Annotated in this window: 23 protein-coding genes and 1 pseudogene; 8 read left to right on the forward strand and 16 right to left on the reverse strand. The window is 67.3% G+C overall.

Annotated features, from left to right (window positions below):
- Positions 1–51: 51 nt before the first annotated feature.
- The 4 genes from PL79_RS01275 to PL79_RS01290 form a co-directional block, all read right to left on the reverse strand.
- Positions 52–348, reverse strand: a complete 297-nt coding sequence (locus tag PL79_RS01275; protein WP_044845003.1) for an H-NS histone family protein — start codon at positions 346–348, stop codon at positions 52–54.
- Positions 349–452: 104 nt separating this feature from the next.
- Positions 453–737 (reverse strand): hypothetical protein, encoded by a 285-nt coding sequence (locus PL79_RS36415; RefSeq protein ID WP_235879175.1) that lies wholly within the window; start codon positions 735–737, stop codon positions 453–455.
- Between the two features lie 61 nt (positions 738–798).
- Positions 799–1,338, reverse strand: coding sequence for a BON domain-containing protein (locus tag PL79_RS01285; RefSeq protein ID WP_044845002.1), 540 nt, complete (start codon positions 1,336–1,338; stop codon positions 799–801).
- Positions 1,339–1,404: 66 nt separating this feature from the next.
- Positions 1,405–2,892 carry a sigma-54 interaction domain-containing protein gene (locus PL79_RS01290; RefSeq protein WP_044845001.1) on the reverse strand — a complete coding sequence of 496 codons (1,488 nt, stop codon included), beginning with the start codon at positions 2,890–2,892 and terminating at the stop codon, positions 1,405–1,407.
- Between the two features lie 326 nt (positions 2,893–3,218).
- On the opposite strand from PL79_RS01290, the gene PL79_RS01295 reads away from it, so the two are divergent.
- Both PL79_RS01295 and PL79_RS01300 read left to right on the forward strand, forming a co-directional pair.
- Positions 3,219–4,622, forward strand: a complete 1,404-nt coding sequence (locus PL79_RS01295) for a GntP family permease (RefSeq protein ID WP_044845000.1) — start codon at positions 3,219–3,221, stop codon at positions 4,620–4,622.
- A 474-nt stretch (positions 4,623–5,096) separates the two neighbouring features.
- On the forward strand, positions 5,097–5,348 hold the full coding sequence (locus tag PL79_RS01300; RefSeq protein ID WP_044845037.1) for a DUF4148 domain-containing protein: 252 nt from the start codon (positions 5,097–5,099) through the stop codon (positions 5,346–5,348).
- 52 nt (positions 5,349–5,400) lie between these two features.
- Here the strand turns inward: PL79_RS01300 and PL79_RS01305 are convergent, their stop codons facing one another.
- Complete coding sequence (locus PL79_RS01305) at positions 5,401–6,996, reverse strand: thioredoxin family protein (RefSeq protein ID WP_044844999.1); 1,596 nt, start codon at positions 6,994–6,996, stop codon at positions 5,401–5,403.
- A gap of 553 nt (positions 6,997–7,549) precedes the next feature.
- Positions 7,550–8,050 carry a GNAT family N-acetyltransferase gene (locus PL79_RS01310; RefSeq protein ID WP_044844998.1) on the reverse strand — a complete coding sequence of 167 codons (501 nt, stop codon included), beginning with the start codon at positions 8,048–8,050 and terminating at the stop codon, positions 7,550–7,552.
- Positions 8,051–8,382: 332 nt separating this feature from the next.
- On the opposite strand from PL79_RS01310, the pseudogene PL79_RS01315 reads away from it, so the two are divergent.
- From PL79_RS01315 to PL79_RS01330, 3 genes and pseudogenes are all read left to right on the forward strand, one after another.
- Positions 8,383–9,072, forward strand: a pseudogene (locus PL79_RS01315) (phospholipase domain-containing protein); the annotation flags it as partial.
- A gap of 234 nt (positions 9,073–9,306) precedes the next feature.
- Entirely contained in the window at positions 9,307–9,582 is a 276-nt protein-coding gene (locus PL79_RS01320; RefSeq protein ID WP_044844996.1) for a hypothetical protein, read from the forward strand.
- A gap of 163 nt (positions 9,583–9,745) precedes the next feature.
- Positions 9,746–10,738, forward strand: a complete 993-nt coding sequence (locus PL79_RS01330) for a DedA family protein/thiosulfate sulfurtransferase GlpE (protein WP_044844995.1) — start codon at positions 9,746–9,748, stop codon at positions 10,736–10,738.
- A 68-nt stretch (positions 10,739–10,806) separates the two neighbouring features.
- Here PL79_RS01330 and PL79_RS01335 read toward each other — a convergent pair whose 3' ends face one another.
- From PL79_RS01335 to PL79_RS01365, 7 genes are all read right to left on the reverse strand, one after another.
- A complete protein-coding gene (locus PL79_RS01335; protein ID WP_044845036.1) occupies positions 10,807–12,279 on the reverse strand; it encodes an OprD family porin in 1,473 nt (490 codons plus the stop codon).
- A 160-nt stretch (positions 12,280–12,439) separates the two neighbouring features.
- Entirely contained in the window at positions 12,440–13,471 is a 1,032-nt protein-coding gene (locus PL79_RS01340) for an ABC transporter ATP-binding protein (RefSeq protein WP_044844994.1), read from the reverse strand.
- Positions 13,468–14,460, reverse strand: coding sequence for an ABC transporter ATP-binding protein (locus PL79_RS01345; RefSeq protein WP_044844993.1), 993 nt, complete (start codon positions 14,458–14,460; stop codon positions 13,468–13,470). Before PL79_RS01345 ends, PL79_RS01340 begins: the two co-directional genes overlap by 4 nt.
- A gap of 2 nt (positions 14,461–14,462) precedes the next feature.
- A complete protein-coding gene (locus PL79_RS01350) occupies positions 14,463–15,365 on the reverse strand; it encodes an ABC transporter permease (protein ID WP_044844992.1) in 903 nt (300 codons plus the stop codon).
- Positions 15,366–15,378: 13 nt separating this feature from the next.
- Positions 15,379–16,317 carry an ABC transporter permease subunit gene (locus PL79_RS01355; RefSeq protein WP_044844991.1) on the reverse strand — a complete coding sequence of 313 codons (939 nt, stop codon included), beginning with the start codon at positions 16,315–16,317 and terminating at the stop codon, positions 15,379–15,381.
- A gap of 11 nt (positions 16,318–16,328) precedes the next feature.
- Positions 16,329–17,942, reverse strand: a complete 1,614-nt coding sequence (locus PL79_RS01360; protein WP_044844990.1) for a peptide ABC transporter substrate-binding protein — start codon at positions 17,940–17,942, stop codon at positions 16,329–16,331.
- Positions 17,943–18,119: 177 nt separating this feature from the next.
- Positions 18,120–18,698 (reverse strand): cupin domain-containing protein, encoded by a 579-nt coding sequence (locus PL79_RS01365; protein WP_044844989.1) that lies wholly within the window; start codon positions 18,696–18,698, stop codon positions 18,120–18,122.
- Between the two features lie 499 nt (positions 18,699–19,197).
- Here PL79_RS01365 and PL79_RS01375 point away from each other — a divergent pair, with 499 nt between their 5' ends.
- On the forward strand, positions 19,198–20,721 hold the full coding sequence (locus PL79_RS01375; RefSeq protein ID WP_044844988.1) for a peptide MFS transporter: 1,524 nt from the start codon (positions 19,198–19,200) through the stop codon (positions 20,719–20,721).
- A 120-nt stretch (positions 20,722–20,841) separates the two neighbouring features.
- Positions 20,842–21,048: a hypothetical protein gene (locus tag PL79_RS01380; RefSeq protein WP_044844987.1), complete on the forward strand. Its 207-nt coding sequence runs from the start codon at positions 20,842–20,844 to the stop codon at positions 21,046–21,048.
- Between the two features lie 49 nt (positions 21,049–21,097).
- On the opposite strand, the gene PL79_RS01385 is transcribed toward PL79_RS01380, so the two are convergent.
- From PL79_RS01385 to PL79_RS01395, 3 genes are all read right to left on the reverse strand, one after another.
- Positions 21,098–22,228 (reverse strand): OpgC domain-containing protein, encoded by a 1,131-nt coding sequence (locus tag PL79_RS01385; RefSeq protein WP_044844986.1) that lies wholly within the window; start codon positions 22,226–22,228, stop codon positions 21,098–21,100.
- A 398-nt stretch (positions 22,229–22,626) separates the two neighbouring features.
- Positions 22,627–23,526 (reverse strand): EamA family transporter RarD, encoded by a 900-nt coding sequence (rarD, locus tag PL79_RS01390; protein WP_135800927.1) that lies wholly within the window; start codon positions 23,524–23,526, stop codon positions 22,627–22,629.
- A 19-nt stretch (positions 23,527–23,545) separates the two neighbouring features.
- Positions 23,546–23,842, reverse strand: coding sequence for an acylphosphatase (locus PL79_RS01395; RefSeq protein WP_044844983.1), 297 nt, complete (start codon positions 23,840–23,842; stop codon positions 23,546–23,548).
- A 256-nt stretch (positions 23,843–24,098) separates the two neighbouring features.
- On the opposite strand from PL79_RS01395, the gene hpnA reads away from it, so the two are divergent.
- Positions 24,099–25,106 (forward strand): hopanoid-associated sugar epimerase, encoded by a 1,008-nt coding sequence (hpnA, locus tag PL79_RS01400; RefSeq protein WP_044844982.1) that lies wholly within the window; start codon positions 24,099–24,101, stop codon positions 25,104–25,106.
- Positions 25,107–25,209 lie beyond the last annotated feature (103 nt).

Below are 25,209 nucleotides of genomic sequence, written 5' to 3' on the forward strand. Positions count from 1 at the left end.
ATGGCCGTTCGCACCGTCAGTCAGCGCACGAAAGGTGAGGATTTTCGGGAGTCAGTCCTTGATCAGGAAACGCGCGCGGTTCTTGCCGAGCCATGCCGGCGCACGCCCGCGGCCACTCCACGTTTCGCCCGTCTTCGGATTCAGGTACTTCGGCGGCAACGGACGCTTCGGTTTCGCGGCGGCAGCAGTGCCGATCGGCCGGAAACCGAGCTCTTCCGCGGTAATGTCGAACTCCTCGATTTTCGCGCGAATGGCGGCAATCGCATCGGCAATCGCCTTTTCGCGTTCCTTGTCGATCTTTTGCTGAAGTCTTTCGAGCTGCGCTGTCAGTTGCCTGTAGGTCGCCATATTGGATGGGACTCCGTGAGTGTTATTCATGAAAAATAGCCGACTCCAAGCGAATGGAAAAGCGCTTCACCCGATTATGGTCTCCTTATCCAGGCATATCGGGATCAATAGCCGCTTTTCCTCTTGCATGCGAAGAGAAGATTTCGCACGGCGTCATCGGTCGATTGCTGGAGAACGTCGTATTCCCCATTGCAGATGGCGCGGGCATTGTCCGTGCAATTGCTCCAGTCGCTGCCGGTGCACTGCACCTGCGTAGTCGGGCGCCCGTCAGAAGTGAACAGCGGCGCCCCACCGCCGCAGCCGCCGAGCCCCGCAACTAGGGCCAACAATCCGGCCCGACGCCAATGCGTTCGAGGCCACCGACAGACCGACGCAAGCATGTGATTCATTGTTCTTTCCGTCAACCGATTTTTGAATGCCGCGAGTATGCCACGCACCGTCGTCACACGTTCAGTCCCGCGCTCGGTCCGGCGTCCGGTCCGGGCGTCCCCGCGTCTTGTACGGCACGGCCCGGTGCGGATCGTCGGTGATGCGAACGAACACCTGCTCGACGTCGGGGAGCGCGCCGAGTTCGCGCGCCAGCGCCTCCCGATCGAATGCCGGATCGGCGCACCCTTCGACATAGATGAAGCGCCGCTGCACGGTGATCCACAGGCTCGTGCCCTGCAGACGATCGGTGCCCGCGAAATGCGCTTTCGCCGCCTCGGCGATCGGCGCGTCATACATATAGGAATTCGGTTTCGTGCAGCGGTGAGCGAGCCAGCAGGTGGTCCCGCGCTCGGCGCGGTAATGCGCGTCGTCCGTCATCTCGGCACGCGTCATCCACGGGCCGAGCGGCAGCGGGCATTCCGCGAAGCCCCGCGACAACGCGACGAACGGATCGTTGTACCAGTTGCGCCGCACCGCAGGCGAATCCTCGTCGCCCGACTGAGCGAACGAGGACGTCGCCGCCAGTATGGCCAGCCATCCGGCAATGCCGATTCGCTTCATCGTTGTCTCCTGTCGGGCACTTCACCGGTGCCGTTCGTCATGTCCGGGCGCATCCGCCGCCGCTTGCTAGCGGTCGATCCCGAGCGCCGCGAGTTTCTTGTAGAGCGTCGCCCGGCCAATGCCGATGCGGGCGGCCGCTTCCACGACCTTCCCGTCACAGGCCGCGAGCGCGTCGATCAGGAACTGGCGCTCCCACGCGGCCAATGCATCGGCATACGAAACGACCGGCACACCGGCGGCACCCGATGCGTCGCCCGCGTCCCGGCCGAGCGGCAACGGAACAGCCCGCGTGCCCGCCGGCACGCTGTCCGGCGCCACGCGCACCGGCCCGAGGAACGGCGCGAGCGCACCCGCATCGATCACCGAGCGATCCGACAGCATCAGCGCGCGCTCGAGCGTATTGCGCAACTCGCGCACATTGCCCGGCCACGGGTACGCGCACAGCATCCGCAGCGCATCGTCGGTCAGTTCGCAGTGCGCGGCACGGCCGTGCTGCGCGGCGAGTTCCTCGAGCGTCGCATAGACGAGCGCCGCGATGTCGGACGCGCGCTCGCGCAAGGGCGGCGCGTGAATCGTCAGCACGTTGAGCCGGTAATAGAGATCCGCGCGAAAGCGGCCGGCCTCGACCAGCGCCGGCAGGTCGGCCGACGTCGCGGCGATGATCCGCACGTCGGCGCGCACGATCCGGTTCGAGCCGACCGGTTCGAACTCCTTGTCCTGCAGCACGCGCAGCAGCTTGCCCTGCAGCGGCAACGGCATGTCGCCGATCTCGTCGAGAAACAGCGTGCCGCGATCGGCCAGTTCGAACTTGCCGACGCGTCCCTTGCGGTCGGCGCCGGTATACGCGCCCGGCACCGCGCCGAAGAATTCGGTTTCGAGCAGCGTGTCGGGAATCGCCGCGACGTTGACGGTCACGAGCGGCTGGAGCGCGCGCGCCGATGCCGCGTGGATCGCATGCGCGAGCAGTTCCTTGCCGGTCCCCGTCTCGCCGAGCAGCAGCACCGGCGAATCGACCTGTGCCGCGCGCCGCGCCTGCCGCTTGGTTTCGAGGCTTGCGGCGCTCGTGCCGACGAAGCTCGCGAACGTGTATTTCGCGCGGCGCGCCTGCGCGAGCGAACGCTGCGTCGCGATCAGTTGCTGCTGAAGCTGCGCGTAACGGGAAAAGATCGGCGTGAGCGTCTTCAACTGGTCGAACAGTGCGAAGCCGATCGCGCCGACCGTCTCGCCCGCCTCGTTCTTCAACGGCAGGCGCGTGACGACGAGCGGCTCGCGGCCCGTCTCCATGATGTCGAGCAGGATCGGCTGTCCGGTCGACACGACCTCGCGCATCAGGCTGTTCGGAATCACCGCCTCGCAGTCGAGGCCGACCGCCTGCTGCGGATCGGCGAACCCGAAGCGCGCCGCATAACGCTCGTTCATCCACACGACGCGCGCGTCGCGATCGACGACCACCGTGCCCGCACTCGAATCCTCGAAGGTCCGAAACAGCGACTCGGCGGCGCGCAGCAGCACGTCGCCGTAATTGACGGGCAGGCGCGCCCAGTCGTTCATCATCGTGTCGTCGTCTCCGCGTATGCTTGGCCGGATGTCTCCGGAACGGGACGCAGTATCTCATTTTGGAGACACGCCGGAATGCCTTGTCCGGGAAAGCCCTGCCCGCTTCGATCGGCTGTCCCGACGGCCAAAGCGTCTCCGGATGGAGACGATTTATGTAGAATCTTCAGACATTGGCCGGCGCGGGCCCGCCGGCCTGCGCCGGACCCATGTCCGGCGGCGCAATGCGGCCGATGGCACGAAATCTGCAAGAACCTGGGCCGGTCCGCGGCGCGCTCCGCGATCGAACAACAACCAAAGCCATTCCAAGCTATTAGGAGACTCCCTTGTCTTTCGTGATCGTCCTCGCCGCGCTGGCGTTCCTGATGTTCGCCGCGTATCGCGGCTACAGCGTGATCCTGTTCGCGCCGATCGCCGCGCTCGGCGCAGTCCTGCTGATCGAACCCGCCGCCGTCGCACCGGTCTTCTCCGGCATCTTCATGGAGAAGATGGTCGGCTTCGTCAAACTGTATTTCCCGGTATTCATGCTCGGCGCCGTGTTCGGCAAGGTGATCGAACTGTCCGGGTTCTCCGAGTCGATCGTGCACGCCGCGATCCGCTACATCGGCCGCTCGCGCGCGAATGCGGTGATCGTCGCGGTGTGCGCGCTGCTCACCTATGGCGGCGTGTCGCTGTTCGTCGTGGTGTTCGCGGTGTACCCGTTCGCGGCCGAGCTCTATCGCCAGAGCAACATTCCGAAGCGGCTGATGCCCGGCGCGATCGCGCTCGGCGCGTTCTCGTTCACGATGGATTCGCTGCCCGGCACGCCGCAGATCCAGAACATCATCCCGACCACGTTCTTCAAGACGACCGCCTGGGCCGCACCCGCACTCGGCACGATCGGCTCGCTGTTCATCATCGTCGTCGGCCTCGCGTACCTGGAATGGCGCCGCCGTTCGGCGATGGCGAAGGGCGAAGGCTACGGCACGTCGCTCGTCAACGAGCCGGAGCGCGTCGAAGCGACGGCACTGCCGAATCCGGCGCTGGCGATCCTGCCGCTGCTCCTCGTCGGCGCGTCGAACTTCACGTTCACGAAGCTGATTCCACAGTGGTACGGCGCAGCGTCGTACACGGTCGCGCCGGACGTGCTGCCCGGCGTGCACACGCCGGTCACGACGTCGATCAAGACCGTCGTCGCGATCTGGTCGGTCGAGGCCGCGCTGCTGCTCGGCATCGTGCTGGTCGTCCTGACCGCGTTCAAGCGCGTCAGCGACCGCTTCGCGGCCGGTTCGAAGGCCGCCGTCGGCGGTGCGCTGCTCGCCGCGATGAATACCGCATCGGAATACGGGTTCGGTGGCGTGATCGCCGCGCTGCCGGGCTTCCTCGTCGTCAGCGACGCGCTGAAGAGCATTCCGAACCCGCTCGTGAACGCGGCCGTGTCGGTCAGCTCGCTCGCCGGCATCACCGGGTCGGCGTCGGGCGGCATGAGCATCGCGCTCGCCGCGATGTCGGACCTGTTCATCAAGGGCGCGCAGGCCGCCAACATTCCGATGGAGGTGCTGCACCGGGTCGTCGCGATGGCCAGCGGCGGCATGGACACGCTGCCGCACAACGGCGCCGTCATCACGCTGCTCGCGGTCACGGGCCTCACGCACCGCGAGTCGTATCGCGACATCTTCGCGGTCACCGTGATCAAGACGCTCGCGGTGTTCTTCGTGATCGCCGTGTACTACACGACGGGCCTCGTGTAAGCGCCCGCATCGGGCGGCGTTCCGAACGCCGCCCAACCCCGCCGGCCGCATCGACGCGGCCGGCGCGCCTTCCTCCCTCCGCGTGTTCGCGGCTGTTCGACCGGCCGGCATTGCCGCAGCGGCGGCGGCACCACGACGCGATGCTTGTCGCGACGCGCCGCACCTTCCCGATACCTCCGCTTGCAAACCAGCACGGATCGCCGGGATTCGCATCCGCCACTTCGTCCCCGACCGACCGGAACCGCTCGACGCCACATTGCGGTGCAGACCGGACGGCCTGTCGCCCGTCACGCGCCGCCATCCGGCGTCGTCCGCTCCACCGTTCATTCACCGTTCATTGTTTCCGGCAGCAGAACACTGCGTTGGGAGCGATCGCATTTTTCCCGCGCGTGGTCGGGCCTACACTGCTTTCAACCGTCGCCGCTTCGTCAAACGAAGTCCGGCCGCCCAGTTGGAAACATGGAGGTCACGATCATGAAGCGCCTGATTCACGCAGTTGCCGTTGCCCTGGCCGTATCGGCCCCGCTCGCCGCGCACGCGCAGTCGAACCCGCCGCTCACGCGCGCGCAGGTCCGCGCCGAAGTGAAGGCGCTCAAGCAGGCCGGCTTCCAGCCGAGCGACTGGTTCTATCCGGCCAGCATCGTTTCCGCCGAAGCGATGATCGCGCGCCAGCAAGGTGCCGGATATGGCAACGACCGCGGTGCATCACCGGAGTCGGCCCGGTAATCGCCGCAACGACGCGGCCGTCCCGCCCGCCCGACCGCTCCGTCGCGAGCCGTCACGCCTTCACCGGCTCGATCAGTTTCGCGCATGCCGCTGCCTGCGGATCGCCCGCCGGCAGCTTCGCGCACACCCCGTCGAACTGCTTCACGACCGACCTGACCGACGCATCGTGCGCGCCGCCGCCGCGCCAGCGATTCAGTTGCGTGACGACCTTGGTCAGCGCGCGCAGGTTCGCCCCATAAAACGCATCCTTGGTCTTGCCGGCCTGCGCGAGCACGCTCGCGGCGATCGCTTCGATCCGTGCAGAATCGTCCGGCGCCAGCGCGACCGCATTCGCGAAATAGGTCGCGCCCCAGCGCAGCTTGGTCGCCGGTCCGCTCGCCGAGTCGTATGCCTTGCGGTACCAGTCGAGCGCCGCGGCCTTGTCGCCGCGCGCCTTCGCATTCGCGGCCAACCCCGACATGAAGTAGTACGGCGTCGCCGAACGCGGCAACTCGGCCTTCAGCAAGACGTCGGATTCGTCGTACAGCCCCGCGTCGGTCAGCGTGTCCGCCGCTTCGCTGACGAGCGCCTGCCGCTCGTACGCGTTCGCGGCGCCCTGCACCGATGCGGCAATCTGCTTGCGCGCGGTATCGACCAGCGCCGGCGCGGCGAGCGGCGCGCCGCCGTGCGCGTCATTGCGCGCGAGCAGCACACGGCCGTGCAGCGCCATCAGCCGGTCGATCGACGACAGCGTCGAATCGGTCGACAGGCGCGCGAGCGCCGTGTCGTACGCGTCGCGCAGCGTCGTGCGCTGCGCGGCGTCGCCGCCGAGGTATGCGACCACGCGCGCGGGTGCCGCGACGAGCACGTCCGAATCCGCCCGCGCCAGCGCCGGTTCGCGCAACACCGCGCGCAGCGCGTCGGCGAGCGCCGCCTTGTCGAGCGCGCCGGCCTGTGCGGGATCGTCCGATGCCGCCACCACCGCCGACTTCAGCGCGAACCGCGCGGCGTCCGCCTTCGCGCCGGCGGCGCGCGCACGTTGCGACAGCGTCTGCAGCGTCAGCGCGACACGATCGGCCGGCACCGGCAGCGCGCCGTCGGTGTCCCAGGAATAGTCGGCCAGCAGATGCCATTCGGCCGGCGTCAGCGCCGCGCCGTTGTTCAGCGCGGTCGAGAGCGTCTGCCGCACCGGATGCGCGGCCGTCATCCCGAGCGACAGCGCCTGCATGTAGCGCTCCAGATCGGCCTCGCCCGGCAGCCGCGTCACTTCGGTGCCGTCCGGACGGAACAGGATCATCGTCGGATAGCCGTGCACCTTGAAGCGCTCGCCGAGCTTCTGCGCGCTTTCGGTATCGCCGTCGAGATACACGGGCACGAAGAACGACGAGCGAGCCTTGAATGCCTGCTGGCTGAAGATCGTCGACTTCACCTGGTTGCACGACGGGCACCATACGGCACCCCAGTACAGCAGCAGCGGCTGGCCGGTGCGCTTCGCGAGCGCGAACGCGGCATCGACGTCGCCCTGCTGCCAAGCGATGCCGGGCGGCAGATGCGCGCCGCCGCTCGACGGGCCCGATACGGGAGAGCCCTGCGGCGCGTTGGCGGCAAACGCCGCACCCGCGGCGGCGAACAGGCAGGCGGCAGTCAGGTTACGGAGGACGGTTTTCATCAAGGCGGGTTCCGTTGAAAGAGACGGTTGCGGATAGCGGCGTCGCGCGACGGCGGAACCGGTACGCGGCGACGGCCGGCCCATGCGCACGAAACGGCGAAGCGAACACACGACGAAGCGATGCAGCAACGAAGGGCATCGACGGATGGCACCGCGCATGCCGGCATCGGCCGTGGGCATCGCGTAGGGATCACGCAGGCATCGACGCGAAAGGCCCCGACCGGTCGCTGCATGCGCACACCGCGCAGCAGTACCAACTGCGACGACCGCGGCGACCGGCAAATCATTCGACGATACGATTCGCGCGGCCGGTTGAAAACGAACGAATTCTCGAATGGATATGAAGTGTGGCGTCGCCGACGTGCGCGCCTGCGCGGTCGACGCGACCACCCACTGCGCTGCATGCGGCGCTGCATTGACTGCCGTCGGTCGCTGCACGCGATCGGGTACACAGAGGCGGGCACGACAAGGCGCACGACACGGCCAATGCATGCACATGCCGCGGCCGATGCAACGACGCGCGCCGGCCCACACGCGCCTCAGCACGCTTCCATTACAGCCGCCCCTTGATCCGCGCCATCTGAAACACCGATGCATACGCACCGTCGCGCAGCGCATAGTCCGGCGCCTCGCCTTCTATCCGGAAGCCGTGCTTTTCGTACAGCGCGATCGCCGCCGGGTTGTCGACGAACACCGTCAATTCGAGACGCGTGATGTTCAGCCAGTTTTCGGCGAGTTCGATGGCGGCGGCCAGGAGCCGGCTGCCGATGCCGCGCCCGTGATGCGACGCATCGACCATCATCCCGAGCGACGCGGCATGACGCCGGCGCGGGTTCTGCTCCGGATGCAGCCCGAGATGGCCGACCACCGCGCCGTCGAGTTCGGCGACGAGGCTCACGCCCTGTTCGCGCAGGCGTTCGAGCCGCTGCTGCCATTTCTCGTGCGACGGAAACGGATGCTGGAGCGTGTTCATGTACACCGCGGGGTGCGCGATGATGTGCCGGATCGCGTCAACGTCGTGCGTCTCGCTGTGCCGGATCGTGATATCGGTCATGACTGGATGGAGTCGAAGGTATCGGGCGGGGCATATTGCCGCGCGTATGCAACAACGCATCGAGCTTATCCGATTTCACGCCGATGAAACATGGTTGCCGCACGACACGATGCCGTTGCACGCACAACCACATCGCGTAACGCCAGCTTCACGAAATCGGCAATTCCCGACCGTTGTCGCCAAGCGCAATCGGTAATTTTCGACCACTCCGACGTCTTCCCCGCGCGTCGCAGATTAGTTGTGCACGCAACGTCATAAACGCGACACACCCTGTCATTTCCACATCACGCCGACGTCATCTGCGCTCCCTAGACTGGCCGCGCCCTGCCCGGCACTCGCCGGGCCCGCATGTGCCGTCGCGCAACGCGGACGGCTCGCTCGCGGACGCCGACGTCGCCGTCGAGTACCACGACTTCGCGCCGGCCACGTCGAGCCGGCCCGCGGCCGACGGCCGTCCGTACGGCCGGGCCCGCGCGTGCCGATGTGGGTCGTGTCGCCGTGGAGCCGCGGCGGCTGGGCGGCGCTCGCCGCCGACGACGGTAAATATCACCTGTGGGTGCTCGGCCCGAACGGCTATCACCGCCGCTTCACCGGCGACCTGGCCCGGCTGGCCGGCGCGCGCGTCGCATCCGGAGATCCGGGTCGGCGACGCGGGCGCGAGCGGCAACCTGCATCTGCGGCTGCACAACGACGGCGGCGGCCCGGTGCGCTTCACGGTGAAGTCGAACAAGGTGTACGGCCTGTCCGGCCGCGGTGCGAACGACGAGCGCGGCCACGGCAACGAGGACGGCATCAGCCAGGGTCGCGGGCACGGCAGCGACGCCGGCACGACGTGGACAGTCACGGTGCGCGCCGGCGGCCGGTCGGAGCTGCACTGGCAGCTCGACTCGACCGGCCACTGGTACGACTTCGTCGTCACCACCGACAGCGACGCCAGCTTCTCCCGCCGCGTGGCCGGCCGCGTCGAAACGGGCCGCCACTCGGTCAGCGACCCGGCGATGGGCCTCGCCGACCGCTTCTGACGGCGCCCGCGCCTCCCGGCCGCGCACCGGCCGGGCGCCGGGCGCGGATCGGTCCGATCCGGCCAAAACGCCCGCCCGGCGTGGCTCAAACATCAGAAGGATGGCCGGTGCAGCCCTCATTCAGGGACCACGAAAATGCTCCGTGTTGTGGCCCATTCGCGTTAAACTTCGTCAAGCTGCATTCAACAACGACATCTTCGCCAACCTGGCACACACGATACGAGGATAGGTTCGATGCGCACTACCGGCTCATCCGGGGCAATGACCCTGCTCACCGAACATGACCCGGCCGACGGCCGCGAACTGCGCTCGCTCCGGCTCGAATCGACCGACGACGGCAAGAGCGTGCTGCTGATCGACATCGACGAGCGCAAGCCCGGCATTCACCGCGAGGTTCGCTACGAGATCACGCCGGCCGAGCTGATCGCGGCGATCCGCTCGCACGGCGCCGAACTGCCTGGCGAAAACCACGGCGCCGCCTCGCTCGTCCGCACCCCTACCCCTTCGTGATGTCGACCGGTGAGCCGCGCACAACGCACCGGCTCACCGATCCGCCCGCATCACCCTGCCGCCGTCAGGCGCTTTGCGTCATTCCCCGCCGTCCGCTTGAAAATGGCCGATAATCGGCCCATCTTCGTACCTTCCACACGCGCTTCCTTTTCGGCCAGCCGTCATGCTCCGTGACCTCGTCGCCCAATACGGGCCGCTTCTCGTCTTCGCCAACGTGCTCGCGGCGGCCATCGGCCTGCCCGTACCGGCGATGCCGACGCTCGTGCTGTTCGGCGCGATGGCCGCGATGAATCCGGCGATGATCGGCTCGCAGCTCCTGACGGTGCTGGCGCTGTCGGTGCTCGGCGCGCTGATCGGCGACACCGTGTGGTACGTCGCCGGGCGGCGCTACGGCGGCACGACGCTGAAGACGATCTGCCGGCTGTCGCTGTCGCGCGATACCTGCGTGAAGAAGACCGAACGATTCTTCGGCCGCTACGGCGTGCGCGTGCTGGCAGTCGCCCGCTTCATTCCCGGGCTGTCGCTCGTGTCGGTGCCGATGGCCGGCGCGCTCGGCACGCGCTATCGCACGTTCGCCGGCTACGATGCGCTCGGCGCCGCGCTGTGGACGATCGTCGGGCTCCTCGCGGGGCTCGTGTTCTATCGGCAGATCGACTGGCTGTTCGCCGGCGCGAGCCGGCTCGGCCGCGCGGTACTGCTGGTGATCGTCGCACTGCTGGCCGTCTACGCGGCCGTGCGCTGGATGCGCCGCCGCGCGCTGATCCGCCAGCTCGCGACTGCGCGGATCGGCGTCGACGAGCTCGAAGAACTGCTGCGCGATGCGGCCGCGCCGGTGGTACTCGACGTGCGTTCGCCCGAACACCGCAAGCTCGACCCGTTCACGATTCCCGGCGCGCAGTTCGCGGACGAACGGCACATCGAGGACATCGTCGCGCGCTATCCGTTCTCGCAGAAATTCGTCGTGTATTGCTCGTGCCCGAACGAAGTGACGGCCGCGCTGATGGCCAAGCGCCTGCTCGACGCAGGCTTCACCGATGCGCTGCCGCTGCGCGGCGGCCTCGACGCCTGGCGCGACACGGGCCGCCAGCTCACGTCGCTGGTGGAGGACATGCCCGCCGCGAACGATCCGGTGGCGGGGTTGCACAAGCCGGCCTGATCGAACGGGTCGCAGGCCGGCCGCGCGAGACGAAAACGACTGAAGGGGACGTTGCGTCCCCCCTTCGATCAGAACGCGTGCAGCGGCACGTTCACGACCAGGCGGTATTCCTTGTTGGTCGCGTCCGCGGTATGCGTGGAACCGGTGTGCCACATCGCGATGAACGTGACCTTCGTGTCCTTCAGCTTGCCGCTCTGGAACGTGTACGACGGGATGAAGCCGAACTCGTGGTGACGGCCCTGCACCGGCGCGCCGTTGCTCCAGTAGATGCTCGACTTGCTCGGATCGTTCGCAGCCCCTGCGCTGCCGTCCGCGCCCCAGCCCGTCACGCCCCAGACCATCGCCTTGAAGCCCGGCAGGCCCGCTTCCTTGCCGTAGAACGTGTAACGCAGCTGCAGCGACTTTTCGTGCGGCGCGTTGTAGTCGACGTCCATCGAGTTGGTCAGGAAGATGCCGTTCGTTTCGTTCAGGTAGTCGAAGAACTGGTCGCCGAGCACCTGCTGATAACCGAGCAGCAGTTCGTGCGGGCCGTGCTGCGCGGCCACCGACAGGCTGTACGCGTTGTTGTTGATCTTGCCCTGCAGCGCGTCGCCCGTGTCGTGCGTCGAGTAAACGTTACCAAAGCCGGTCCACTTGATCGACTTCGTATCGCCGATGCTGTGCTTCACCGACGCGTAGTACTGGTGCCACACGTCGTCGGCCTGGTTGGCGTACAGCGCGACTTCGCCGTCCGGCGAATAGTCCCACGTGCCGCCGACGTAGGTCAGGCGATTGATGCGCGTGCCGCCGTATTGCGTCGTGAGGTTGGTGAGCGTCGTGTGGCCGCGCGCATCGGTCTTCGTGAAGCTGCCGGCCTCGAGCATCACGTTCTTGAATTCGTTGCTGACGATCGTCGCGCCGAGGAACGTCGGCGGCAGCGCGCGGTTGTCGTGCTGTTCCATGAACGGGTTGTCGACGGCCTGCAAACCGTACTTGACCACCGTGTTCGAGATGCGCGCCTTCACGTCGTAGATGCCCGGATAGGCCCATGCGAGCTGGTTCGAACCGCCGCCGCCCTTCGCGATGTGCACCATGCTGCCCGCGCCGGCGCCGCCGTCGAGCTTCAGCGCCGCATACAGCGACGCGTCGAAGCCGATGCCGATCAGGCCGGTCGTGTAGCCCGACTCGAAGTTCGCCATCGCGCCCTGGACCCACGCGTGACGGTGCGGGCCGCCCTTGTTGTCGAGCGTGTCCGCATAGTTGCGGAACAGGAAATTCAGGTGGCTGTCGGCAATGAAGCCGTTCGACTTCGACTGTGCCGAAGGCTCGTCGGGCGGCGTGACGGCCTGGGTCGCCTCGGCGTTGATAATGGCGTTCGGGGTCGTTGCCTGCGCAACCGATGTGCCTGCGCCGGCGGACGGCGCCGCCTGCGCGACCGTCAGCGGTGCGGGGGCCGCGTCGTCGGCGTACGCCACGCCGCTCAGCGATACGCCGGCCAGCGCCGGCAAGCCCCATGCAAGCAGCATCTTCGATGCTGTCCCGATCGTCTTTTGCTTGTTCATCGTCATTCTCGTCTTGTGTTGATGTCGTCCACGCCGGTTGCGATCCGCTTCCAGCCCCCCGGCGAGCCCGGTTAAGGACGCGCCTTTACCCGCGGCGCGAAGATCATTCGCGCCGCACCCTACCCCTGTTGACCTGCCTGGTTATGTTTGCTGCGTCACTTCACGCCGCCACGCCCGCCCGGATGCACGCGACACGCGCCGGCGAGCCCTGCCGCACTTCCGGCAGCGGCACGTCCTGCGCGCACGCGTCGATCGCGACCGGGCAGCGCGTGCGGAACGCGCAGCCGGACGGCGGGTTGAGCGGCGACGGCATCTCGCCCGCCAGCAGCATCGGACGGCGAGCACGCTCGCGCGCCGGCTCCGGCGTCGGCGCCGCATCGAGCAGCGCCTTCGTGTACGGGTGCTGCGGCACGCCGTACACGTCATGCCGCGTGCCGAACTCCATCACGCGGCCGAGATACATCACGAGCACGCGCTGGCTGATGGCCTTCACCACCGCCAGGTCGTGCGCGACGAAAAGATAGGACAACGACAGTTCGCGTTGCAGGTCGCGCAGCAGGTTCACGATCTGCGCCTGGATCGACACGTCGAGTGCCGATACGGGCTCGTCGCAGATCACGAGCTTCGGCTCGCCGATCAGCGCGCGCGCGATGCCGACGCGCTGGCACTGTCCGCCGGAAAACTCGTGCGGATAGCGCAGCAGGTGATGTGCGTTCAGGCCGACGCGTTCGAGCATCGTGACCACGCGGCGCCGCACTTCGGCGCGGCCGAGGCCCGCGTGGTGCGTGACGAGCGGCTCCGCGACGATCTGTTCGATCGTCATGCGCGGATCGAGCGACGCGAGCGGATCCTGGAAGATCATCTGCACTTCGCGGCGCATCGCGGTGCCGCGCAGGTGATCAGGCGCGACGGCTTCGCCGCGCCAGCGCACCGTGCCGGCCGTCATCGGCACGAGACCGATCAGCGCGCGCGCGAGCGTCGACTTCCCGCAGCCCGACTCGCCGACGAGCCCGACCGTCTCGCCGCGCTTCACGTCGAACGACACGCCGTCGACCGCGCGCAGCGTGCCCTTCGGCGACCACGGATAGCCGCCGAGCGGCACGCGGAAATGCACCTTCAGATCGTCGACGGACAGCAGCGTATCGCTCGTCGTGCCCGTCGCGCCGGCATTGCGGCGTTCATCGACGCTCATCGCAGACCTCCCGTCAGATCGGCCAGCGGCCGGTGGCACGCGCGCACCGCGCCCGCCGCGCCATAGGTTTCGAGCGCGGGGCGTGCGGTACCGCAGCGCGCCTCCGCATACGTGCAGCGTTTCGCGAACGCGCAGCCGGCCGGCGCGGTGCCGGGCATCGGCGGATTGCCGGGAATCGCGACGAGCGGCGCGTCGTCGGCGTCGGTCAGGCGCGGCAGCGCGTTGAGCAGGCCGATCGTGTACGGATGCGACGGCGCCGCGAAGATCGAGTCGGCCGGCGCGTATTCGACGGTGCGGCCCGCATACATGACCATCACGTCGTCCGCGAGGCCCGCGACCACGCCCATGTCGTGCGTGATCAGCACGATCGCGGTGCCGCGCTCGCGGTTCAGCTCGCGCAGCAGGTCGATGATCTGCGCCTGCACGGTCACGTCGAGCGCGGTGGTCGGCTCGTCGGCGATCAGGATTTCCGGCTCGGACAGGAGCGCCATCGCGATCATCACGCGCTGGCGCATGCCGCCGGAAAACTCGTGCGGATACATGCGGATGCGGCGCGCGGCATCGGGAATGCGCACCGACTCGAGCGCCTCGATCGCGCGCTTCGTCGCTTCCTTGCGCGACAGCTTGCGATGCAGCTGCAGCGTCTCGGTCATCTGCCGCTCGATCGTCAGGAACGGATTGAGCGACGTCATCGGATCCTGGAAGATCATCGCGATCCGGTCGCCGCGCACCGCGTTCAGCGCACGCGTATCCATCTCGAGCAGGTTGTCGCCGCGATAGCGCGCGGCGCCCGTCGTCGCGCCGTTGCCGGCCAGCAGGCCGAGCAGCGCCATCACGGTCTGGCTCTTGCCCGAGCCCGATTCGCCGACGATGCCGAGCGTCTTGCCGGCTTCGAGCGAGAACGACACGCCGCTCACGGCGTCGATCGGCGGTGCGTCCTTGCGCGAGAAGCGCACGCCGAGGTTTTCTACTTCCAACAGAGCAGCCATCTTCAGCGATCCTTCGGGTCGAGCGCGTCACGCAGGCCGTCGCCAACGAAGTTCACGCAGTAGAGCGTCACGCACAGCATGACGGCCGGTGCCAGCAGCAGCCACGGCATCGATTCCAGTTTCTGCGCGCCGTCCTGGATCAGCACGCCCCAGCTCGTCATCGGTTCCTGCACGCCGAGGCCGAGGAACGACAGCACCGATTCGGTCAGCACGATGTTCGGCACCGACACGGTCGCGTACACGACGACCACGCCGAGCAGGTTCGGCACGACGTGGCGCAGCACGATCGACGCCGGCGACACGCCGATCGCGCGCGCCGCGTCGACGAACTCGCGATTGCGCAGCGACAGCGTCTGGCCGCGCACGACGCGCGCCATGTCGATCCACGAGAACGCGCTGATGGTCAGCACGACCAGCATGAACGAGCGGCCGAACAGGGTCATCATCAGGATCGCGATCAGCAGGTACGGGATCGCGTACATCATGTCGACGACGCGCATCATCGCGGAGTCGACCCGGCCGCCCGCGAAGCCGGCGGTCGCGCCCCACGCCACGCCGAACAGGCCGGACACCAGCGTGCCGAGCAGGCCGACCTCGATCGACACGCGGCCGCCGATCAGCGTGCGCACGAGCAGGTCGCGGCCGAGCTCGTCGGTGCCGAACCAGTGCTGGTTCGCGAGCGTCGGCGCGAGGCTGATCGAGCCCCAGTCGCTCGCGGCGGGATCGGCCGCGAGCAGCCACGGACCGACGAAACATGCGAGCGTGATCAGCGCGAGCAGCACGAGGCTGAACACGGCCGCCCGGTTGTGAAGGAAGCGCGCGAACGCGAGCGCGAGCGGCGAGCGCGAACGCGGCGGCGAATCGGTCTGCACAGGCAGACTGACGACGGGAGTAGTCGGAGTCATCGCAGTGCCTCGCTCAATAACGGATACGCGGATCGAGCCACGCGTACGCGAGGTCGACCAGCAGGTTGAACAGCACGGCACAGACGGTCGTCAGCACGACGAGGCCGAGCACCAGCGTGTAGTCGCGGTTGATCGCGCCGTTCACGACGAGCTGCCCGAGCCCCGGCAGCGCGAACACCGATTCGGTGACGACGGCCGCCGTGATCGACGTGATGCAGACCGTGCCGAACAGCGACACGACCGGCATCAGCGCGGGCTTGAGCGCGTGGCGCAGCACGATCGTCGAGCCCGGCAGGCCCTTCGCGCGCGCGGTGCGGATGAAGTTGCTCGATAGCGTCTCGATCATCGAGCCGCGCATCACGCGCGCGAGCAGCGATACGTTGATGAAGGTCAGCAGCACGATCGGCAGCAGCCGGTACTGCCAGCCGCCGTCGCCCCAGCCGCCGGCCGGCAGCCAGCCGTTGCCGGCGGAGGTCTTCAGCAGGATCGCGAAGATCCACACCAGCACCGGGCCGAGCACGAACGGCGGCACGACGTTGCCGAAGTTGCCGATCAGCATCACGAAGCGGTCGATCATGCTGTCGCGGCGCACGGCCGCGACGGTGCCGAGCAGCACGCCGAACCCGATCGAGAGCGGGATCGAGATGCCGCCCACGCCGAGACTCACGGGCAGCGCCTTCTTCACGAGATCGTTCACCGACCAGTCGACGTAGCGGAACGACGGGCCGAGATCGCCGTGCAGCAGCGAACCGAGATACAGCAGGTACTGCTTCCACAGCGGCTCGTCGAGGTGGTACTTCGCGTTCAGGTTCGCGAGCGTCGCCGCGGACAGCTGCTTCTCCGTATCGAACGGACCGCCGGGCGTGAAGTGCAGCAGCAGGTAGCAGACGGTGATGACGGCGAGAATCGTCGGCACCGCCCACAACGTGCGTCTCAATGCGTAGGCCAGCATGATCGCTCCGCTCAGTGCTTGATCAGGTACATGTCCTGCGAAGCACGCATGTCGATCACGTTCTTCAGCGAGTAGCCGCCCACGTAGGGCTTCACGAGCCGGTCCGCGGAATACTGGAACAGCGGCACCATCGGCGTGTCGTTCATCGCCGCGTCGTGCGCCTGCGTGAGCAGCGTGGCGCGCGCCTTGTCGTCGAGCTTCTGGTTGCCTTCTTCGACGAGCGTGTCGGCCTGCTTGTTGCAGTAGCCGACGGTATTCTGCGAGCTGCCGCAGCGGATCAGGTCGAAGAAGGTCATCGCGTCGTTGTAGTCGGCGAACCAGCCGTCGCGCGCGATCTGCACCTTGCCGTCATGCCGCTCCTTCATCAGCACCTTGAACTCGACGTTCTCGAGCTTCGTGTCGATGCCGAGCTTCGTGCGCCATTCCGATGCGGTGAACAGCGCGACCTTCTTGTGCAGGTCGTTGGTGTTGTACGTGAGCGTGAACGACAGCGGCTTCGCATCGGAGAAGCCGGCCTGCTTCAGCAGGTCCTTCGCGGTCGCGACGCGCTTGGCCATCGGCCACGACGCCCATTCCGGCGTGAACGGGTGCACGCCCTTCGTGCCGTTCGGCATCAGGCCGTACATCGGCTTCTCGCCGGCCTGCGTGAGCTTCGACGTCAGCACGTCGCGATCGATCACCATCGACAGCGCCTGGCGCACGCGCTTGTCCTTCAGCGCCGCGTCGCTGTTGTTCAGGTAGTAGTAGTAGGTCGCGAGCTGCAGGCCCGGGCGCAGTTCGCCGCCGAACTGCTTGCTGACCTGCTGGAAGATGCCCGACGGGATCGAGTAGCTGTAGTCGATCTGGCCGGCCTGGTACATGCGCATCGCCGTTTCGTCGCTTTCGATCGGCAGGTACGTGACCTTGTTGATCACGACCTTCGGCGCGTTCCAGTACTTCGCGTCCTTCGAGATCACGATGCGGTTGTTCGGCTGCCAGTCGACGAGCTGGTACGCGCCGTTGCTGACGATGTTGCCGGGACGCGTCCATGCGTCGCCGAACTTCGCGACGGTGTCCTTGTTCACCGGCGCGAGCGGCACCATCGCGGTCAGTTCGGGGAAGAACGCGACCGGCACGTCGGTCGTCACTTCCAGCGTGTACGGGTCGACTGCGCGCACGCCGAGCGTCGTCGGCGCGGCCTTGCCGGCGATGATGTCCTTCGAGTTCTTCACGAACTCGACGAGGATCGTGTACTTCGAGCCCGTCTTCGGGTCGACGAGGCGCTGCCACGAGTAGACGAAATCGGCGGCCGTCACGGGCTGGCCGTTGCTCCACTTCGCATCGTGGCGCAGCTTGAAGATCCAGGTCTGCGGCGTCTTGCGCTCCCACGACTGCGCGACACCCGGCACGACCTGGCCGGCCGCGTCGATGCGGGCAAGCCCTTCGAACAGGTCGAGGCCGATCGTGTTGCCGGTCCACGATTCGATGTGCGCCGGGTCGAGCGACTCGACTTCGGCGGGCACCTGGCGCGTCAGGTCCTGTTGAGGAGCGAGCGTGACGTTCGACGGAACGGTAACGGCGTGGGCGACGGGCGTCGTCAGGGCGAGCGCGGCCAGCACGGCCGACATGGCATGCAAGGATTTCATCGTGGCAGTCTTGAGAAAGTTGTTCGGCGAGCGATGCGCGGCGGATGCCGCGGTTACGCGTGAGACGCTGACGGGTACAGCGATTGAGGAGGCCCGTGATTCTCGTATTGCATCTTAGTATTCCTTACGTTTCTTTCGACAGGCATTCCGTCTTGGAAACGAAGGAATACCTGTGCGTTAGAACAGCCGCGGCGTACCGACCCAGACCACCACCGACTCGACCTTCGCGGTGTTGACCCAGCTGTGCGGGACCGTCGACTGATAGTGCGAACTGTCGCCGGCCTGCAGGACGAACGTCTTGCCTTCCAGCGTCAGCGACACTTCCCCTTCAATCACATACAGGAATTCCTCTCCTGCATGGGTCGTCACCTCCGACCGCTTCTGCCCCGGCGGCATCCGCACGAGGATCGCCTCGAGCTGACGCCCTTCGGTCACGTTGGTCAGCCTCGCGAACAGGTTCGCCGAATCGGCGAATCCGAAGAAGCGCAACTGATCGCCTCTGCAGACCGAGCGTTCCTCGCTCGGCGTATCCACGAAGTACTGCACCGTCACGCCGAGCGCCTGTGCGATACCGGCCAGCGACGTCAGTGACGGCGACGCGAGCCCGCGTTCGACTTGAGACAGAAACGGCTTCGAAATCCCCGCGGCGGTAGCGGTGTCGTCGAGCGTGCGCTTGAGTCGTTGGCGCAACGCGCGAATCTTGCTGCCGAGTGCGGCAGCGTCTGCCGCTCGCGAGTTTTCAGTGGGGGGAACCATAGCAGGCCGAAAAGTGGTCGTCAAAAAATGTTTGATGGAAAGTAACTAAGTTAATACGAGATAGCTTAATCTTCGGGTTCGCACACGTCTTCGGTGTTGAGCCCGGTGCACTAAACAGGGCACGAAGCGGGCGAAACGACGCGCTATCTTGCCAGACTCGCCGGCTTCACAGGCAAGCTGCAAGCGGCTCTCCGGGAATTTTCGGAGAACGGGCGCAAAGCTTACAAATAGATGATGAGACAAATTTTCCTGAAAGCTGCTGCCATATCGGGAGTTTCCCTGAGTGGCGCGGACCTGACGCACCGGACCGGCAAACGTTACCACTCGCGCGCCGGTCGGGGCCTCGCACCGCCTTATCGGGCGGAGTCCGACCCCGGCCCGGGCTAACCCGCCCGACTGCTCCATCGCCGACGCAAAGCCTACCCGGCCACCGTGCTCCGGCGCCAGTTCGACCCCCAAGGCGACGCGCGATCCGCGCCGTCCGTTTCAAACGAGATTGATGATGCACGCACCTGTTTCACAGACCCGTTCGTTTACGACGGTCTTCCTCATCGAAATGTGGGAGCGCTTCGGCTACTACGGTATGGCCGCGCTCCTGGTCCTCTTCATGGTCGACCGGCTCGGTTTCACCGACAGCCATGCGAACCTGACCTGGGGCGCGTTCACCGCGCTCGTCTACGCGTCGCCGTCGATCGGCGGCTGGATCGGCGACAAGGTGCTCGGCGCCCGTCGCACGATGATCATCGGCGCGGCCGTGCTGTGCGCCGGCTACCTGATGCTCGCGATCCCGAACGACGCGCTGGCGTACATGTACGCATCGCTCGGCGTGATCGTCGTCGGCAACGGCCTGTTCAAGGCCAACGCGGCGAACCTCGTGCGCCGCATCTACGAAGGCGACGATGCGCGCATCGACAGCGCGTTCACGATCTACTACATGGCGGTCAACATCGGCTCGACCGTGTCGATGCTCGCGACGCCTTGGATCAAGGATCACTGGGGCTGGCACACCGCGTTCGCGGTCTGCTGCGCCGGCATGCTGCTCGCGATCCTGAACTTCATGCTGATGCACCGCACGCTCGCGCACATCGGCTCGCAGCCCGACGACGAACCGATCCGCTGGAAGCGCCTCGGCGGCGTGGCGGCGGGCGGCGTGGCGCTCGCGCTGGTCACGCTGTACGTGCTGCAGCACAAGCAGCTCGCGGTCGCGAGCGTATGGACGGCGGCGTTCGCGATCCTCGCGATCTTCGCGTACATGATCGCGAAGTCGGAGCGTTCGGAACGCGCGGGCCTGATCGCGGCGCTCGTGCTGATCGGCCAGGTGATCCTGTTCTTCATCTTCTACGTGCAGATGTCGACGTCGCTCACGCTGTTCGCGCTGCGCAACGTCGATCCGCGCTTCATCCTGTTCGGTACGACGCTGTTCACGTGGAGCGCCGCGCAGTTCCAGGCGCTGAACCCGATCTGGATCATGATGCTGAGCCCGGTGCTCGTGTGGGTCTACAACGCGTTCTCGAAGAGCGGCCGTGACCTGCCGGTCGCCGCGAAGTATGCGTTCGGCTTCGGCGCGGTAGCCGCCGGCTACCTGGTGTTCACGATCAGCGGCCGCTACGCGGTGGACGGCCGCGTGTCGTCGTGGTTCATGGTGTGGGGCTACGGCCTCTACTCGCTCGGCGAACTGCTGGTGAGCGGCCTCGGCCTCGCGATGATCGCCCGCTACGTGCCGGCGCGCATGAGCGGCTTCATGATGGGCGCGTATTTCGTCGCGACGGGTGTGTCGCAGTATCTGGGCAGCGTCGTCGCGAACTTCGCGCAGATGCCGTCGCACGACCTGCCGGCCACCGAATCGCTGCCGCTGTACCTGTCGCTGTTCGAGAAGCTCGGCTGGCTCGCCGCGATCGGCATGCTGCTCGCCCTGCTGCTGCTGCCGATGATGAACCGCCTGTCGCGCCAGCATCAGCGCTGCGCGGAAGAGCGCCGCGAGGAAGAAGCGGTGCAGGCGCAGGCGATGGCCTCGGCGCAGTAAGTACTATCCCTCGGCGTGCGGCGTGCACGCCACATTCTCCCGCCAGCGCGGCCAGCACGTCCTACACTGGTTGCAACGGCGCATCCGCTCCGTCGTGATGCGCACTGGCGGGAGAAGATCATGAAAAACAAGACGACTCGGCTCTTGAGGATACTGTCGGACATCCGGCACGCGCAGCGCTGCACCACATTGCGCGCCGCCCGGGCCGCGGCCGAAGCCGACGCGGTGCTCGCGCAGCAGGACGATCCGAAGTCCGACGAACGCGACGACGCCGAATCCGACGACGCGACCGTCGTCCCCCGCTCCCGTATCGGCTCACCTCACTGAGCGCACCGCGCGGCACGTTGCGTGCCGCCTGCGCGTTTTCCCGCACCGTTCACGCGGCCGCGCCGCGCCGGCGTGCGAACCACGTTCCCGAACCGGCCACCGCCATCATCAGCCCGACCGCGCATGCGTCGGCCGCGAGGCCCACGCCGATATGCCGCAGCTCGGCGCCGTTCGCGACCGGATGCAGCAGCGAATCGATGACGAGCGAGATCGCCGCGCCCGCGACGAAGCAGATCAGGCCGCGCCGGCCGACCGCGACGACCGGCTGCACGGCCCGCGCAATGCGCGCGATCCAGCCGTAGCGTACGCAGTCGGCCATCAGCCAGGCAATCGCCGCGAAGCTCACGATGCGCGGCAGCGCGAGATCGCGCTTGAGAATACCTTCCGGCAACGGCAGCCCCGAGAACAGCTTGTAGCTCGCACAACCGAGCACGATCGCGCACGCGACGCCGGTCGCCGCGGCGCTCCACCGCCCGAGCGCGACGTACCGGTAGAAAGGCTGGCAGCGCGCGAGCACGCCGGCGACGAACATCAGCTGCCACGCGAACGGGTTGAAGTTCCAGCGGAACGCATCAGTGTCCAGCAGCTCGGGGCCGAGCCAGCCCGCCGCGAGCCACGACGTCGCGCCGAACGCGACGAGCAGCCACGGATGGCGGCGCGCGAACGGCACGATCACCGGCGACGCGAGCGCGAACAGCACGTACATCGGCAGCACCGACGCGAGATACGGCTGGCGCTGGAACGTGAGCAGTTCGGCGAGCCCCGTGAGCGGCGACGCGAGCATCACGCTGACGTCGTCGAGCGCGAGGTTCGGCGTGTCGATCCCGTAATGGTCGAGCACGGCGGACACGACGAGCATCAGCGTCGACGTCGCGAGAAACGCGCGGTAGATCTGCATCGCGCGGCGCACGAACCGCCGCTGCGCCGCGCGCGCGCCGTGCCGGTCGGCGATCGCGCCGTACGCGCTCGCGGTCGCGGTCGCGAAGCCGCCGAGGAACACGAACACCTCGGCCGCATCGCACAGCGCGAATGCATGGAGCGTCACGCGCGACAGCACGCTCGCGCCGATGTGATCGACGACGATCATCAGCAGCACGATGCCGCGGAAGAAATCGACTTCGATCAGGCGGACGCTACGGGTCGGCGGCATCGGGACGGCAGGCGGCGCGTTCAACGACATGGCCGCACCTGCACGACGACGGTGCGGCATGCACCGAAGGAGGATTCGGAAGGGAGAAGGCGAACGCAATCGGCGGCGCTACGCGTATGCTCGTATCGCGCCAACCCGGCCGGCCCGGCACGGAAATGACCGTTCATGGAAAAGCCGCATACGAAGAGGAGGCGGTCAGATCAGTCTAGCGGCCGGTCGGGAGATACCCTAAGTAACAAAGTGCAACGGAATCTTCTGTTCGATTACAGGCGTGACATCGGCGATGCAACGCTGGCGAGGCCGCCAGCCAGACGTCAGCCGGATGTCGGCGCGATGCCAGTTCGACGCCGGCATCGCGTGACGCGACGCAAGCAATGCGCGCTGCGCGGCACGTTCGTTGCCGCCGTCGCGCGGCGGGGCGGCGATGCTCAGCCGCGCGCGGGCAAGCGCCGCATCAGCATCGCGCTGTGCCACGCGGTCAATGCAACGGCCGCCCATATCGGCCCGTACGTCGCGAGCTGCGCGGCGCTCAGCGTCTCGCCGAGCAGCAGCAGCGACACCGCGACGAGCAGCACCGGTTCGACGTAGCCGAGGATCCCGAACAGCGCCATCGGCAGCATCCGGCTCGCCTTCAGGTAGCTCGCGAGCGCGAGCGTACTAAGCACGCCGAGCCCCGGCAGCAGCACGGACCACAGCAGCGGATGGCTGGCGACCGGCGTCGCGCTCGCCGACACCATCGCGAACGCGACCGGACACAGCAGCACGATCTCGAGCGCGAACGCGGCCAGCGAATCGGCGTTGATCCGGCGGCGCAGCACGAAATACGGCGGATAGCCGAGCGCGACGACGAGCGTCGGCCACGCGAACGCGCGCGTCGCCCATACTCGTGCGCGACGCCGAGCGCCGCGCATGCGCGACCGCCGCCCATTGGCAGCGATCGAGCCGTCGTGATAGTAGAAGCGGCCGACGAGCACCATCGTCAGCGGCAGCAGGAAATAGCCGAGCGACACTTCGAGCATGCGTCCGTGCAGCGGCGCCCACAGGAACAGCCACAGCTGCAGGCCGAGCAGCGCCGCGCTCGCGGGCAGCGCGACCAGCAGGCGCCAGTCGCGCACGCCGCGCCGCACGAGTTCGACGAGCGCCGGCCAGCGGCCGCGCAGCGCGATCAGTGCGAGCGCGCCCGGCGCGGTCCACAGGATGCGCCACGCGAAGATGTCGAGCCCCGTGAGCGGCGCGAGCAGTTTCGCGTAGGCGGACATCAGCGCGAACAGCGTCGACGCCATCACCGACAGCGCGATGCCGCGCCCGGCCTCCGGATACCCCGTCATGTTGTTTTAGCCTTGCGCGTTACTGCTGCTGGAAGCGCTCGAAGCGCTTTTCGACGTGGCGCTCCTCGAACGTCACCTCGGTCACGCGCGCGGCCGGCGGCCCGTGGCGCAGCCACGCGAGCATCCGGTCGATCTGTGCGCCCGGGCCCTGGATCATCGCCTCGACGCTGCCGTCCTCGAGATTCGCGACCCAGCCGCGCAGCTTCAGCGCATGCGCCTCGCGCACCGTCGCGTGACGGAAACCGACGCCCTGCACGACGCCGCGCACCCGCACGTAGTAGGTCTCGATCCGTTCGTCCAGTTCATTGCGGCTCATCGCGTCGCCCTCCCGTCGTGCAATCCATTCAAGCCCGGCATTGTAGTCGCGTCGGCCGCTTCGCACACGGGCCCGGCGGGCCGGCTCGGCGCCGTCGCCAGTGCAGCCGCCCGCGCGAGCATGCAACTGCGGGTTTGCTGCCCGGCGATGCGTGCGTGCCCGAGGACGGCGCTCGCGTCGCCGGGCGCGCCGACCACGTACAATCTCGCCGACGCACAACCGCCGTGCCGCCCGCGCGCGGCCCTGAAGGAAACGCATGACTGATACCTCCCGCGATCTCGTTCTCGTCACCGGCGCGTCCGGTTTCGTCGGCTCGGCCGTCGCACGCATCGCGCAGCAGAAAGGCTATGCGGTGCGCGTGCTGGTGCGCCCGACCAGCCCGCGCACGAACGTCGCGGATCTCGACGCCGAGATCGTCACCGGCGACATGCGCGACGAGACGTCGATGCGCGCCGCGCTGCGCGGCGTGCGCTACCTGCTGCACGTGGCGGCCGACTACCGGCTGTGGGCGCCGGACCCGCACGAGATCGAGCGCGCGAACCTCGAAGGCGCGGTCGCGACGATGCGCGCGGCGCGCGCCGAAGGCGTCGAACGGATCGTCTACACGAGCAGCGTCGCGACGCTGAAGGTCACGAGCGCCGGCGATCCGTCCGACGAGAACCGCCCGCTCACCGCCGAGCAGGCGATCGGCGTGTACAAGCGCAGCAAGGTGCTGGCCGAGCGCGCGGTCGAGCGGATGATCGCCGACGAAGGGCTGCCGGCCGTGATCGTCAACCCGTCGACGCCGATCGGCCCGCGCGACGTGAAGCCGACGCCGACCGGCCGCATCATCGTCGAGGCCGCGCTCGGCAAGATTCCCGCGTTCGTCGATACCGGGCTGAATCTGGTGCACGTCGACGACGTCGCGCACGGCCACTTCCTCGCGCTCGAGCGCGGCCGGATCGGCGAGCGCTACATCCTCGGCGGCGAGAACCTGCCGCTGCAGCAGATGCTGGCCGACATCGCGCAGATGACGGGCCGCAAGGCGCCGACGATCGCGCTGCCGCGCTGGCCCCTCTACCCGCTCGCCGTCGGTGCGGAGGCCGTCGCGAAGTTCACGAAGAAGGAGCCGTTCGTGACCGTCGACGGGCTGCGGATGTCGAAGAACAAGATGTATTTCACGTCCGCGAAGGCCGAGCGCGAGCTCGGCTACCGCGCGCGTCCGTACCGCGAAGGACTGCGCGATGCACTCGACTGGTTCGGCTCGGCGGGCTACCTGAAGTAACACAAAGCGGCGTATTTCACGCCGCTTTGCGCACTTTGTTACACGTCGCTGACGGACCGGCACCGGCGCAGCGGTTAAAATCGCGGGTCTTACGCAGAGAAGA

Source organism: Burkholderia sp. USMB20 (assembly GCF_000949135.2).
GTDB lineage: Bacteria > Pseudomonadota > Gammaproteobacteria > Burkholderiales > Burkholderiaceae > Burkholderia.